The organism is Pseudomonas sp. N-1-13 (assembly GCF_057787095.1).
In genome coordinates, this window is sequence record NZ_JBYNRI010000001.1 from 4,737,136 (window position 1) to 4,750,203 (window position 13,068).

The window sequence follows — 13,068 nt, forward strand, 5'->3', positions numbered from 1 at the left end:
CTTAACCAATCGATGAGATGACCGTGCTCAAAGCACTCAAGAAGATGTTCGGTAAAAGCGAGGCCGAGCAGCTCGTGCCTGGCCCCAGCGCACCTGCCCACAGCCCGAGTCGTGCCGAGGTGCAAAAAAAGCCGCGGCGGACAACGCCTGTTGCGAACACAGAAAAAGACGCGGCCTCCGCGCCTGTCGCTCCCGCGCCGCAACAGCCACACAACGAAGCCCCCAAGCCACGCCGCGAGCGCGCCCCAAAACCGCCGGTCGTCGCCTGGAAGCTCGAGGATTTCGTCGTAGAACCCCAGGAAGGCAAGACCCGCTTCCATGATTTCAAACTCGCCCCTGAACTGATGCATGCCATCCAGGACCTGGGCTTCCCCTACTGCACGCCAATCCAGGCGCAGGTACTGGGATTCACCCTCGCCGGTAAAGATGCCATCGGCCGCGCCCAGACCGGCACCGGCAAGACCGCCGCGTTCCTGATTTCCATCATTACCCAGTTGCTGCAGACCCCGCCGCCCAAAGAACGCTACATGGGCGAGCCACGGGCGCTGATCATCGCACCGACCCGCGAGCTGGTGGTGCAGATCGCCAAGGACGCCGCCGACCTGACCAAGTACACCGGACTGAACGTCATGACGTTCGTCGGCGGCATGGACTTCGACAAGCAGCTCAAGCACCTCGAAGCCCGTCACTGCGACATTCTGGTGGCAACACCGGGACGCCTGCTGGACTTCAACCAGCGCGGCGATGTGCACCTGGACATGGTCGAGGTGATGGTGCTGGACGAAGCCGACCGCATGCTCGACATGGGCTTCATCCCGCAAGTGCGCCAGATCATTCGCCAGACCCCACCGAAAAGCGAACGCCAGACCCTGCTGTTTTCCGCCACGTTCACCGAAGACGTGATGAACCTGGCCAAGCAATGGACCACCGACCCGTCCATCGTCGAGATCGAGGCGCTGAACGTCGCGAGCGAAAACGTCGAGCAGCACATCTACGCTGTGGCCGGCGCCGACAAGTACAAGCTGCTCTACAACCTGGTCAACGACAACGGTTGGGAGCGCGTGATGGTGTTCGCCAACCGCAAGGACGAAGTACGCCGTATCGAGGAGCGCCTGGTACGCGATGGCGTCAACGCAGCCCAGTTGTCGGGCGACGTGCCGCAACACAAGCGTATCAAGACGCTGGAAGGCTTTCGCGAAGGCAAGATCCGTGTGCTGGTGGCCACCGATGTGGCCGGGCGCGGGATTCATATCGACGGGATCAGCCACGTGATCAACTTCACCCTGCCGGAAGTGCCGGATGACTATGTGCACCGGATCGGGCGTACTGGGCGTGCAGGCGCCGCTGGCGTATCGATCAGCTTCGCCGGTGAGGATGACTCCTATCAGTTGCCGTCCATCGAAGCGTTGCTGGGGAAGAAGATCAATTGCGAAACCCCACCGACTCATCTGCTTCGGCCGATTGAGCGCAAACGCCCTTAACCGTCGTCAGGAACCAGAAAGCGCAGCCGCAAACGCTGCGCTTTTTTTTCGTCCGGGATATTGCCCAAAAGAACTATAAGTCCATAATGGACAAATTAGTTTACACAAAGCACCCCGGAGTCCCGATGTCCAGCACGCCCTACGTGATGACCCAAGCCCAGGCCCGAGAGCTGCTCGGCCAAGTCGACGTACCGCAGATTTTACGCAAGCTGTTCCACGACCTCGCCGCCGGACAGGCCGTCCAACCGCCCCAGCAACTTGTGGCGTTTCCCCAAGGCGCCGGGGATTTCATCAACTACCTGGGCGTGCTGGCTGAAGAGCAGGTCTACGGGGTCAAGACCTCACCGTATATCGTGCGCGAGCAAGGTCCATTGGTGACCGCCTGGACCCTGCTGATGTCGATGCAGACCGGCCAGCCACTGCTGCTGTGCGACGCCGCCGAACTGACGACCGCCCGCACCGCAGCCACCACTGCCGTCGCCGTGGATGCCCTTGCCCCATTCCAGGCCCGGCGCTTGACAGTCATCGGCAGCGGCGCCGTGGCAAGGGCCCACGTGCAATACGTCAAGGGTCTGCGGGATTGGCAAAGCATCAGCCTCTATTCGCCCAGCCTGCAGAATAAATCGGCGCAAGAGCGTGCTTCGCTCACCGAGCTGGATCCGCGCCTGCAAATCGCGGCCAGCCTTGAAGCGGCGCTGCACGACGCCGATGTGGTGATGCTCTGCACCTCGTCCGCCAAGGCAGTGCTCGACCCACAGACACTGAGCAAGCCAGCCCTGATTACCTCCATCAGCACCAATGCTCCGCGCGCCCACGAAGTGCCCCCCCAGAGCCTCAACGACATGGACGTGTTCTGTGACTATCGTCAGACCACCCCCGGTTCGGCCGGTGAAATGTTGATTGCCGCTGAACAGCACGGCTGGGACGCGTCACGCCTGGTTGGGGATTTGCCTGAACTGCTCAGCGAACACGTAGCGCGTCCCGGCTATGAGCGCCATGTGTTTTTCCGCTCCATCGGCCTGGGGTTGGAAGACGTTGCGCTGGCGAATGCGCTTTATCAGTTGCACAACTGACACAGCCAATTTGCCCAGAAGGTTTTACTAACTCCCGGCACCGCGCTCCACAGGAGAGCTTCATGACCTCAGCAGACTTCATCATCATCGGCGGTGGCATCGCCGGTGCTTCCACCGGTTACTGGCTGGCCCCCCACGGTCGGGTCATTGTGCTCGAGCGCGAATCCCATCCGGGCTACCACTCCACAGGGCGCTCGGCGGCGCTGTACAGCGCCGCCTATGGCACGCCTCAGGTGCGGGCGCTGACCCAGGCCAGCCGTGACTTTTTCGACGCCCCACCGGCCGGTTTCTGCGAGCACCCGCTGCTCACCCCACGGGGCGAAATGACCGTGGATTTCACCGGCGACCCGGCCGAGCTGAACAACCAGTACCTCAGCGCCAAGGCCACGGTGCCGCAGATGCAGCTACTCAGCGCCGAAGAAGCCTGTGTGCGACTGCCGATCCTGCGACGGGATAAGGTGCATGGTGCAATCTACGACCCCACCGCCTGTGACATCGACACCGATGCGCTGCACCAAGGCTACCTGCGCGGTATCCGCCGCAACGGCGGTCAGGTGCACACCGACACCGAAGTGCTGGGCCTGAGCCGCGACGATCAGGGGATGTGGCAGGTAGCAACCGCTGGCCAGACCTTCAGCGCTCCGGTGCTGATCAACGCGGCCGGCGCCTGGGCCGATCACATTGCCGAAATGGCCGGCGCGCGCAAGCTGGGCCTGCAACCCAAGCGGCGGGCGGCATTCATTTTTGCCGGCCCCGAGGGCGTGGACATTCATGACTGGCCGATGCTGGTGAGCCTCGACGAGTCGTTCTATATGAAGCCCGACGCCGGCATGTTCCTCGGCTCGCCGGCAAATGCCGATCCGGTGGAACCTCACGACGTACAGCCTGAAGAACTGGACATTGCCATGGGCATCTACCAGATCGAAGAAGCCACCACCCTGACCATCCGCCGTCCGACCCGCACCTGGGCCGGGTTGCGCAGTTTCGTCCCCGACGGCGACCTCTTGTCCGGCTTCGATCCCCAGGTACCGGGGTTGTTCTGGGTCGCGGCCCAGGGCGGCTACGGCATCCAGACGTCCCCGGCCATGGGTCAGGCCAGCGCGGCCCTGGTGCGCGGTGAGCCATTGCCCGAGACCTTGACCCGTTTCGGCCTGAGCACCACCCAGCTGTCGCCGGCACGCCTGGCTTGAACCCACCCAGGTGACGCATCGCCACGATTGCGGCACACTCCTGCGCGCCCCTGCTTCACGGGGCGCTGACGCTGCCCGGAGCCCTGTCATGAATGCCCCGCAACCTGATCCGACACTGGATAATTTCCGCACCATCGCCGACGCCATCGCCACGCTGTTCTACCCTCACGCCGAAGTGGTGCTGCACGACCTGCGTACGCAGAAAGTCGACTACATCGCCAACAACCTGTCCAAGCGCGTGATAGGGGATGACTCGTCCCTGGAGGACATGCTCAGCGAAGAGATCAGCGAACGGAACATCGGCCCATACGAAAAACTCAATTGGGACGGGCAGAAAATCCGCAGCCTCAGCAGCGTCCTGCGCGATGCAGGGGGGCGCCCGCTGGCGGTGCTGTGCATCAATCTGAATATTTCGCTGTTCGAGAATGCCAAGGCCGCGCTGGACCTGTTCCTGTCGCCGGGCAAGTTGATCCCGCAGCCGGACTCACTGTTTCGCGATGACTGGCAGGAACGGATCAACACCTTCCTCCACGCCTGGATGCGCGAGCGTCAGTTGAGCCTGAACCTGCTGACCCGCGACCATAAACGCGAACTGGTGCTGGCGCTGCATGCCGAAGGCGCGTTCAAAGGCAAGAGCGCGTCCAACTATGTGGCGAATGTGCTGAACATGGGGCGGGCGACGGTTTACAAGCATTTGAAAGAGTTGAAGGGCTGAGGTTTTTGTTGCCTGGCCTGGCCTCATCGCGAGCAGGCTCGCTCCCACAGGGTGTCTGTGTCGAACACGCTATTTGTGTTCAATGAGATCCAATGTGGGAGCGAGCCTGCTCGCGATAACGATCAATCAGTCGCCATAGATATCCGACTTGAAATACTTGGCCTGGATCTTCTGATACTCCCCACTGGCCCGAATCCCGTCGATGGCCTTGTTCAAGTCCGACACCAGTTGGGTATTGCCCTTGCGCACCGCGATACCCGCGCCTTCACCGACGTATTTCGGGTCCTTGAGCTCCGGCCCGACAAACGCGTAGCCCTTGCCCCGGGGCATCGACAGAAAATCCTCGAGCGGGATGGTGTCAGCGAATATCGCGTCCAGTCGACCAGACGCCAGGTCCATGTAGATTTCTTCGTTGTTGCTGTAGCGCTTGACTGTCACGCCCTTGGGTTCGAACACCTCCGTAGCGAAGCGGTCGGTGGTGGTCGCCCGTTGCACACCCACGGTCTTGCCTTTGAGACTGGCGTACTGATCATCGACCACCGCGCCCTCCTTCATGACCAGCCGCGACGAGGTGAAGTAGTACTTGTGAGTAAAATCCACCGACTTCTTGCGCTCTTCGGTGATGGTCATGGACGACAGCGCCATGTCGATTTTCTTCACCTTGAGCGACGGAATCAGCCCGTCAAACTCACTTTCGATCCACTGGCACTTGACCTTCATCTGCGCGCACAGCGCATTGCCAATGTCATAGTCAAATCCCTCGATCTTTCCTTCGGAGGTCTTGGAAGCAAACGGCGGATACGCCGCTTCGATGCCGATACGCAAGGTCTTCTCGGCGGCGAACAGACTGCTGGAGGCCAGCAGGCTCAAGGCCAGGCCGGTGATGAGGGGGAGCTTTTTCATGATCGATCTCTCGCGGGTTTGTTGTTGGTTTTGGCAGAGAAAGGTGAAGCGACGGATTTTATGTACTTATAAATCCATACTGGACTTTAATGTACATATCGTCAATTGGGGCAACCGCGAAAAGTGATGGGAGGCTTATGGCCTCATCGCGAGCAAGCTCGCTCCCACAGGAGGCCTGCGTCGAACACGAATACTGTGTACAACCTGGATCCCTTGTGGGAGCGAGCCTGCTCGCGATAGCGGTTGGCAGGCAATGAATCAGCAACAGGCTATCTACCGCTTCCAGCGATCCGCCGCCGCATGATCACTGTCACGCCCTTCGACCCAGCGCGGGCCATCGGCGGTGTTTTCTTTTTTCCAGAACGGCGCACGGGTCTTGAGGTAGTCCATGACAAAGGCGCAGGCGTCGAATGCCGCCTGACGATGGGCACTGGCGGCCGCCACGAAGACAATCGGTTCGCCCGGCTCCAGGGCACCGATGCGATGCAGGACCTCCAGCTTGAGCAACGGCCAGCGCTGCTCGGCCTCGGCGGCGATCTTGCCCAAGGCTTTTTCAGTCATGCCCGGGTAGTGCTCCAGGAACATCCCGGACACATCAAGGCCGTCATTGAAGTCACGCACGTAGCCGACAAAACTCACCACCGCCCCCACGCCGACATTGGCCGCGTGCATCGCGTTGACTTCGGCGCCCGGGTCGAACGGATCGGCTTGCACCCGAATCGCCATGGCTCAGCCTCCGGTCACGGTGGGAAAGAATGCCACTTCGTCACCATCGACCAGCGGCTCGTCGAGCTGGCACAGGTCTTCGTTGCGGGCGCACATCAGGTTTTGTTCTTTCAAGACATCGAAACCTTCACGCGCGGCCAACAGTATCCGCACGTCGTCCACCGTGGAGAAATCGCCCTCGACCTTCTGCGAATCAACGCCCAACGCTTCGCGATAACGCGCAAAGAACTTCACGGTAATTTTCATGACGCATCCGCCTGGAAGTGGCCGCTCTTGCCGCCGAGTTTCTCCAGCACCCGCACGCCTTCAATGGTCATGCCCCGATCCACGGCCTTGCACATGTCGTAGATGGTCAGCGCAGCAACACTGGCGGCGGTGAGGGCTTCCATCTCCACGCCGGTCTGCCCCGACAGTTTGCAACGGGCAACGATGCGCACCCGGTCCTCGCCTTCGGCATTGAGCTCGACCTTGACGCTGGTGAGCATCAGCGGATGGCAGAGCGGAATCAGGTCACTGGTTTTTTTCGCCGCCTGAATGCCGGCAATGCGCGCAACGGCGAACACATCGCCTTTGGGATGACCACCGCTGACGATCAACTGCAGTGTTTCGGGCAGCATGCGCACAAAGGCTTCGGCCGTGGCTTCACGGAACGTCACGGCCTTGTCGGTCACATCGACCATGTTGGCGCGACCTTGGGAATCGAGATGAGTCAGCACAGGGTTACTCCTGATCGGGAGCATCGATTGTAAACCTGTGAGTCAGATTCCGGCAGGCCTGATTGTCGCACCTGTGGCGAGCGCAATTGCCCAATCACCGCAAATCCCCCTGTGGGAGCGGGCTTGCTCGCGAAGGCGGTGTATCAGATAAAAATAGGTGGCTGATGCACCGCTATCGCGAGCAGGCTCGCTCCCACAGGGGTTTTCGTACAGTCATAAAAAACCGGGCGACCTTGAGGTCGCCCGGTTCTGATGGTCAGTTACAGGTGAGATTCGGCGTATTCGGCCAGGATCGAGCGCGGTACGCCCTGCAGGGTGATGTGGACCCCGTTGGGGAAGTCTTTGAAGCGTTCGGTCAGGTAGGTCAGCCCGGAACTGGTCGCGGACAGGTAAGGGGTGTCGATCTGTGCCAGGTTGCCCAGGCACACCACTTTGGAACCGGCGCCGGCACGGGTGATGATGGTTTTCATCTGGTGCGGGGTGAGGTTCTGGCATTCGTCGATCAGGATCAGGCTCTGCTGGAAGCTGCGGCCGCGAATGTAGTTGAGGGATTTGAACTGCAACGGCACCTTGCTGAGGATGTAGTCGACGCTGCCATGAGTGCTTTCGTCATCCATGTGCAAGGCTTCAAGGTTATCGGTGATGGCGCCCAGCCAAGGCTCCATTTTTTCCGCTTCGGTGCCGGGCAAAAAGCCGATTTCCTGGTCCAGGCCCTGCACGCTACGGGTGGCGATGATGCGCCGGTAGCGCTTGCTGACCATGGTCTGTTCGATGGCGGCGGCCAGGGCCAGGATGGTCTTGCCCGAACCGGCGGCGCCGGACAGGTTGACCAGGTGGATATCCGGGTCGAGCAAGGCGAACAAGGCCAGGCTCTGGTAGATATCCCGCGGCTTGAGGCCCCAGGCCTCCTGATGCAGCAGGGGTTCCTGGTGCAGATCGAGAATCAGCAGCTTGTCGACCTGGATTTCCTTGATCCAGCCGACGAAACCCTGTTCGTCGATGATGAACTCATTGATGTGCACCGCCGGCAGATTGTCGATCAACTGCACCTGGTGCCAGGTGCGACCATGGTCCTGACGGGTCTCGACCTTGCTCACCCGGTCCCAGAAGGAGCCGGTCATGGTGTGATAGCCGTTGGGCAGCAGTGATACGTCGTCGACCAATTGGTCGGTGCTGTAGTCCTCCGCCGCGATCCCGCAGGCGCGGGCCTTGAGGCGCATGTTGATGTCTTTGGTCACCAGCACCACGGCCTGATCCTGGTTGCGCGCGTGCAGGTCGATCAACTGGTTGATGATGATGTTGTCGTTCAGGTGTTCGGGCAGCACCAGGTTGGGTTCGGTGCGCTTGCTCATCAGGATCGAGAGCAGGCCTTTGGGACCACTTTTGCCACGCTGGATCGGCACACCCAGTTCAACGTCCTCGGGCGACGCGTCTCCCAGGGTCTTGTCGATCAGGCGGATCGCCTGCCGGCATTCGGCGGCGACGCTGTGATGCCCGCTCTTGAGCTTGTCCAGCTCCTCGAGCACGGTCATCGGGATGGCAACATGGTGTTCTTCGAAGTTCAGGAGTGCGTTTGGATCGTGGATCAATACGTTGGTATCGAGTACATAGAGGATTGGCTGGTTGGAGGAAGGGCTACGTCCGTGGTCATCCATACTCGGTCACCTTTGTGGGGGCCATTCGACGCAATACCGTGACAGTGCTGCGCCTCGAAGTAGCCACCGAATTCACCCGCAAGGCTTGAGGTGAACTGCACACAACTGGGTCTTGGAAGACGCCACCTGTGTTGCAGGTTTCGGCGGTCTGACTTCTTGATACTCCAAAACACATGACAGGAAAAAGCACTTTGACGCTTTTTTGAAGTTTATTTTTCAGAGTGACGAATAACGCTTGGCGTTGCGCCGTTGCGCCGTTAAAGTCGGAAGTCCGGTCGTCATGAAAGTGCGCCGAATTCTCCTCCTCCCCCAGTGTTTCCGGGCCTTTGGCCAAATCAGCGAAACGCGACCCGACAATCTTCCCAGCCGATCCCGCTTTGCGCCGTTTGCGTAATGAGCCAGGGCAGCGCCGTTTTCAGCGCATCCTGCTTGACGTTGAAATTGATCACGCCGCGGCGCCACAACAGCATCAGGGTCAGTGTGCGCTGAGCGCTTTGCTCGGGGTTGAGCCGGCCGGCGCTGTCCTGAGGGTCGATATCCCAGAGCGCCACTTGCAGGCCCTGGTTGCGGAAAAATGCGCCGACATCGCCACGGCGCTGGCCCTGGGGCGGGCGGAACAGCGGCACGTAGTTTTCCGGCAGCTTGCCCTTGACCAGATCGACGCTGCGCCGCACCGAGTCCTGCCAATCCTGCCAATGGCTGTGGGAGCGGAACTCCCAACCCTGGACACCGACGCATTGCCCCGAATACAAGGCCTGGAGGTGGTTGACCGAGCGCTCTGCAAGCCGCGCCTGGATGTCCTTGCCCAGCACGAAGAAGGTGCCGTTCATGTTCGACTTGCGTAGGTATTCAGTCAGCCACGGGGTATTGTCCGGCGTGATGTTGGCCGCGCTGTCGAAGGTCAGCAGGAACAGCCGGTCATTCAGATCATCACCGTTGCGCTCGTAATCGCCGAAACGCGCAATTTCGCTGCTGGTCTGCGGAAACAACGCGGCCTTGCGCAGCAACTCGTCCAGATATTGAGCGTGGAAGATCCGGCTCGGCTCAGCCCACTTGATGTAGTAGGAGTTTTCATCGAGCGTGAGCCTGCCCGCCTCTTCGCGCAACGTCGCCAGGTCTTCCACCAGAAAACAGAACGAAGCGTCCTGATCGCAGCTTTGCTGAGCGAAGTTGTAGTTGCTCAGCAGTCGCTGCCACAACCGCGCGCGCAGGGTGTCGATCGCCGCCATATTGATTGTGCGCAGCCCCAGGTGCTGCTTGAGGGCGATTTCGTCCATGGCATCGGTGTCCAGCAGGACCCGGGCGAACATCAGGATCTCGGCTCGCGAGGCCACGTCGAACAGCGTCGGGCTGGTGAGCTGTTCCGGCCAGGTGCTGCGGTCCAGGGTGGCGATGTCGCTGGGTGCGGCAATGGCCGCGAAACTCAGGAACCAGGCCGACAATAGAAGGACGATGCGCAAAAGGGATGTCTCCATAACGAAACCCGCGCCGCATCATAGCCGATCCTGACGCAATACCCTTGTGGTCAGAGGACTCGGTGGGAGCAAGGCTTGCCCATCCATCACCTATCACCCCAATAGCTGGAGTCCACCCGGACAACCCCCTAGAATCGCCGCACCTTTGAAGGAGACGATTACATGCTGATGGTGATTTCCCCCGCCAAGACCCTCGATTACGAAACACCGCCGGCCACCGAGCGTTTTACCCAGCCGCAGTACCTGGATCATTCCCAGGAACTGATCGAACAGTTGCGCGAACTCTCGCCGGCACAGATCAGCGAGCTGATGCACGTCTCCGACAAGATCGGCGGTCTCAATGCCGCACGATTCGGCAGCTGGACGCCGGCGTTCACCCCGGCCAATGCCAAACAGGCTCTGCTGGCTTTCAAGGGTGATGTGTACACCGGCCTCGATGCACAAAGCTTTGCCGAAGCCGATTTCGACTATGCCCAGGAGCATCTGCGCATGCTCTCCGGTCTTTATGGCTTGCTGCGCCCACTGGACCTGATGCAACCCTATCGCCTGGAGATGGGCACGAAGCTGGCCAATGCCCGCGGCAAAGACTTGTATGCCTTCTGGGGCACACGCATCAGCGAATGGCTGAACGAAGCGCTGGCTGACCAGGGCGACGACATACTGTTGAACCTGGCCTCCAATGAATACTTCTCGGCGGTCAAACGCAGCGCGCTCAAAGCGCGGGTCATTGATACCGAGTTCAAGGACCTGAAGAACGGCCAGTACAAAATCATCAGCTTCTACGCCAAGAAGGCCCGCGGCCTGATGAGCCGCTTCGTGATTCAGGAACGCATCAACGATCCAGCAGCACTCAAGCAGTTCGATGCCCAGGGCTACCGTTTCAATGCTCAACAATCGAGCGCGGACAAACTGGTGTTCCTGCGTGACCATGCCCCCGAATAAAGCACATCTTTATATGGCCCCTTGATCAGGGGCCTTGATCAAACCCGAACACGTCATCCAACTTCCCCGCCCACTTCGTCAGTTCCATGACGCCAATAAATCGCCCCCTTCCCTCGCTAACTTTTGTTTCACTCGACACCTGTCAGTTTTTTACGTAGTGGCACCAAATTTTTTATTCGGTAGTGGCACAAAAATATCTACCCCCCTTAACTCCCCGTTATCAAAGGTCAAAACGGTGAGTGCCATCATCATGAGGTCAGTGCCATCTTTCATAATATTTCGAAAAATTTCGAAAATCGCGATGAGCGGATCGGAACTATGTGAAATTGCACGGCTCATACCACCCGTAACGATTCTCGCCGTGCGTGTAAGAGATGACTTACATAGGCCGTCGATCCAAGTAACCAAGTTGTCATGGCAATTTAGCGAAACGGTCGCCTATTTGGATCCATCTTATAAAGGACAGGAGATAACGCACCATTACTATCCCCTACAAGGCCAAGGCTGCGCCCCTATAACGTGCTCGCCAGAGCACACAAGCTTCTGATTTTGTGGGCTTTTTGCCAGGGATCGGAGGTGAAGGACCTTTGCACGAACGTTCCCGAATACGAGGACTGGCTGCATAACAGGGCAGGTCATAACAACTAGGCCGCATTGCGCACAACTTGAGTGCACTTATTTAGACACTCGGAACTTAGTATGCCTGCACACGGCACTGTGGCGCCTGCATTCCACACTTCCGAGTGCACTATGACCGCTGAACACTATTAACTCCGGCCATTTAATGGCGTGAAAAACAGAGGTAAATGCGATGCGCATTAGCATATTTGGTTTGGGTTACGTCGGTGCAGTATGTGCCGGTTGCCTGTCTGCACGGGGCCATGATGTCGTTGGCGTAGATGTCGCCAAAGACAAAATCGACATGATCAACGCCGGTAAATCGCCGATCGTTGAACCCGGTCTGGGCGAGCTGTTGGCACAAGGTATTGAAACAGGCCGTCTGCGCGGAACCACCAACTTCGCCGAAGCGATTCGTGATACTGACCTGTCGATGATTTGCGTCGGTACACCGAGCAAGAAGAACGGCGATCTGGAACTCAACTACATCGAAGCGGTGTGCCGCGAGATCGGTTTTGTCCTGCGCGACAAGACCACCCGCCACACCGTCGTGGTTCGCAGCACCGTGCTGCCAGGCACCGTGGCGAATGTGGTCATCCCGATTCTGGAAGACTGCTCCGGCAAAAAAGCCGGTGTCGATTTCGGCGTCGCGGTCAACCCTGAGTTCCTGCGTGAAAGCACCGCGATCAAGGACTACGACCTGCCACCGATGACCGTCATCGGCGAGTTCGACAAAGCCTCCGGCGACGTTCTGCAATCGCTGTACGAAGAGCTCGATGCGCCGATCATCCGCAAGGACATCGCTGTCGCCGAGATGATCAAGTACACCTGCAACGTCTGGCACGCCACCAAGGTGACCTTCGCCAACGAGATCGGCAACATCGCCAAGGCAGTCGGCGTCGATGGCCGTGAAGTGATGGACGTGGTCTGCCAAGACAAGACCCTGAACCTGTCCCAGTACTACATGCGCCCAGGCTTCGCCTTCGGCGGCTCGTGCCTGCCCAAGGACGTTCGCGCCCTGACCTACCGCGCCGGTTCCCTGGACGTGGAAGCGCCGCTGCTCAACTCGCTGATGCGCAGCAACGAATCCCAGGTGCAGAACGCCTTCGACATCGTTTCCAGCCACGACAAGCGCAAAGTCGCCCTGCTGGGCCTGAGCTTCAAGGCCGGCACCGACGACCTGCGTGAAAGCCCATTGGTGGAACTGGCGGAAATGCTGATCGGCAAGGGTTTCGACCTGAAAATCTACGACAGCAACGTCGAATACGCCCGCGTCCACGGTGCGAACAAGGATTACATCGAGTCGAAGATCCCTCACGTCTCGTCCTTGCTCAACTCCGACTTCGACTCGGTGATCGACGGCTCCGACATCATCATCCTGGGCAACCGCGACGAGAAGTTCCGCGCGCTGACCGAGAACGTACCGGAAGGCAAGCAGGTCATCGACCTGGTTGGCTTCATGTCCAAGGCCACCAACCCGAGTGGCCGGACCGAAGGCATCTGCTGGTAAGTCTGTTTGCCGGCCGGGCCCAGGCCCGGCCGGCCTTTCGCCTGCCTTAACCCATCGGGCCGCC

At 59.6% G+C, this 13,068-nt stretch carries 12 protein-coding genes; 6 read left to right on the plus strand and 6 right to left on the minus strand.

Annotated features, from left to right (window positions below):
• The first annotated feature begins 17 nt into the window (after positions 1-17).
• The 4 genes from rhlB (at position 18) to AC3I65_RS21260 (ending at position 4,459) form a co-directional block, all read left to right on the plus strand.
• A complete protein-coding gene (gene rhlB, locus AC3I65_RS21245; protein WP_488524130.1) occupies positions 18-1,481 on the plus strand; it encodes an ATP-dependent RNA helicase RhlB in 1,464 nt (487 codons plus the stop codon).
• A gap of 125 nt (positions 1,482-1,606) precedes the next feature.
• Positions 1,607-2,554: an ornithine cyclodeaminase family protein gene (locus tag AC3I65_RS21250; protein ID WP_488524131.1), complete on the plus strand. Its 948-nt coding sequence runs from the start codon at positions 1,607-1,609 to the stop codon at positions 2,552-2,554.
• 62 nt (positions 2,555-2,616) lie between these two features.
• On the plus strand, positions 2,617-3,744 hold the full coding sequence (locus tag AC3I65_RS21255) for an NAD(P)/FAD-dependent oxidoreductase (protein ID WP_139049201.1): 1,128 nt from the start codon (positions 2,617-2,619) through the stop codon (positions 3,742-3,744).
• A gap of 88 nt (positions 3,745-3,832) precedes the next feature.
• Positions 3,833-4,459 carry a helix-turn-helix transcriptional regulator gene (locus AC3I65_RS21260; protein WP_076383627.1) on the plus strand — a complete coding sequence of 209 codons (627 nt, stop codon included), beginning with the start codon at positions 3,833-3,835 and terminating at the stop codon, positions 4,457-4,459.
• A gap of 126 nt (positions 4,460-4,585) precedes the next feature.
• On the opposite strand, the gene AC3I65_RS21265 is transcribed toward AC3I65_RS21260, so the two are convergent.
• The 6 genes from AC3I65_RS21265 to AC3I65_RS21290 all read right to left on the minus strand — a co-directional run bounded on the left by AC3I65_RS21265 (position 4,586) and on the right by AC3I65_RS21290 (position 9,919).
• Positions 4,586-5,362: an ABC transporter substrate-binding protein gene (locus AC3I65_RS21265; RefSeq protein WP_047228853.1), complete on the minus strand. Its 777-nt coding sequence runs from the start codon at positions 5,360-5,362 to the stop codon at positions 4,586-4,588.
• A 273-nt stretch (positions 5,363-5,635) separates the two neighbouring features.
• Positions 5,636-6,088: a molybdopterin synthase catalytic subunit MoaE gene (gene moaE, locus AC3I65_RS21270; RefSeq protein ID WP_047228852.1), complete on the minus strand. Its 453-nt coding sequence runs from the start codon at positions 6,086-6,088 to the stop codon at positions 5,636-5,638.
• A 3-nt stretch (positions 6,089-6,091) separates the two neighbouring features.
• Positions 6,092-6,334 carry a MoaD/ThiS family protein gene (locus AC3I65_RS21275; protein ID WP_047228851.1) on the minus strand — a complete coding sequence of 81 codons (243 nt, stop codon included), beginning with the start codon at positions 6,332-6,334 and terminating at the stop codon, positions 6,092-6,094.
• The gene (gene moaC, locus AC3I65_RS21280; RefSeq protein ID WP_488524132.1) at positions 6,331-6,804 is read right to left on the minus strand and encodes a cyclic pyranopterin monophosphate synthase MoaC; all 474 of its coding nucleotides are present in this window, start codon (positions 6,802-6,804) and stop codon (positions 6,331-6,333) included. Before moaC ends, AC3I65_RS21275 begins: the two co-directional genes overlap by 4 nt.
• A 260-nt stretch (positions 6,805-7,064) precedes the next feature.
• Entirely contained in the window at positions 7,065-8,459 is a 1,395-nt protein-coding gene (locus AC3I65_RS21285) for a PhoH family protein (protein ID WP_047228849.1), read from the minus strand.
• A gap of 335 nt (positions 8,460-8,794) precedes the next feature.
• Positions 8,795-9,919, minus strand: a complete 1,125-nt coding sequence (locus AC3I65_RS21290) for a polysaccharide deacetylase family protein (RefSeq protein WP_488524329.1) — start codon at positions 9,917-9,919, stop codon at positions 8,795-8,797.
• Between the two features lie 177 nt (positions 9,920-10,096).
• Between AC3I65_RS21290 and yaaA the strand changes: the two genes are divergently transcribed.
• Entirely contained in the window at positions 10,097-10,876 is a 780-nt protein-coding gene (yaaA, locus tag AC3I65_RS21295) for a peroxide stress protein YaaA (RefSeq protein ID WP_047228847.1), read from the plus strand.
• Positions 10,877-11,687: 811 nt separating this feature from the next.
• Entirely contained in the window at positions 11,688-13,004 is a 1,317-nt protein-coding gene (locus AC3I65_RS21300) for a nucleotide sugar dehydrogenase (protein WP_076383623.1), read from the plus strand.
• Positions 13,005-13,068 lie beyond the last annotated feature (64 nt).

Bases quoted from the DNA above. Each gene is read 5' to 3' on its own strand.
- AC3I65_RS21265 (WP_047228853.1), bottom strand. From the start codon at position 5,362: ATGAAAAAGCTCCCCCTCATCACCGGCCTGGCCTTGAGCCTGCTGGCC.
- rhlB (WP_488524130.1), top strand. From the start codon at position 18: ATGACCGTGCTCAAAGCACTCAAGAAGATGTTCGGTAAAAGCGAGGCC.
- AC3I65_RS21250 (WP_488524131.1), top strand. From the start codon at position 1,607: ATGTCCAGCACGCCCTACGTGATGACCCAAGCCCAGGCCCGAGAGCTG.
- yaaA (WP_047228847.1), top strand. From the start codon at position 10,097: ATGCTGATGGTGATTTCCCCCGCCAAGACCCTCGATTACGAAACACCG.
- AC3I65_RS21285 (WP_047228849.1), bottom strand. From the start codon at position 8,459: ATGGATGACCACGGACGTAGCCCTTCCTCCAACCAGCCAATCCTCTAT.
- moaE (WP_047228852.1), bottom strand. From the start codon at position 6,088: ATGGCGATTCGGGTGCAAGCCGATCCGTTCGACCCGGGCGCCGAAGTC.
- AC3I65_RS21255 (WP_139049201.1), top strand. From the start codon at position 2,617: ATGACCTCAGCAGACTTCATCATCATCGGCGGTGGCATCGCCGGTGCT.
- AC3I65_RS21260 (WP_076383627.1), top strand. From the start codon at position 3,833: ATGAATGCCCCGCAACCTGATCCGACACTGGATAATTTCCGCACCATC.
- AC3I65_RS21275 (WP_047228851.1), bottom strand. From the start codon at position 6,334: ATGAAAATTACCGTGAAGTTCTTTGCGCGTTATCGCGAAGCGTTGGGC.
- AC3I65_RS21300 (WP_076383623.1), top strand. From the start codon at position 11,688: ATGCGCATTAGCATATTTGGTTTGGGTTACGTCGGTGCAGTATGTGCC.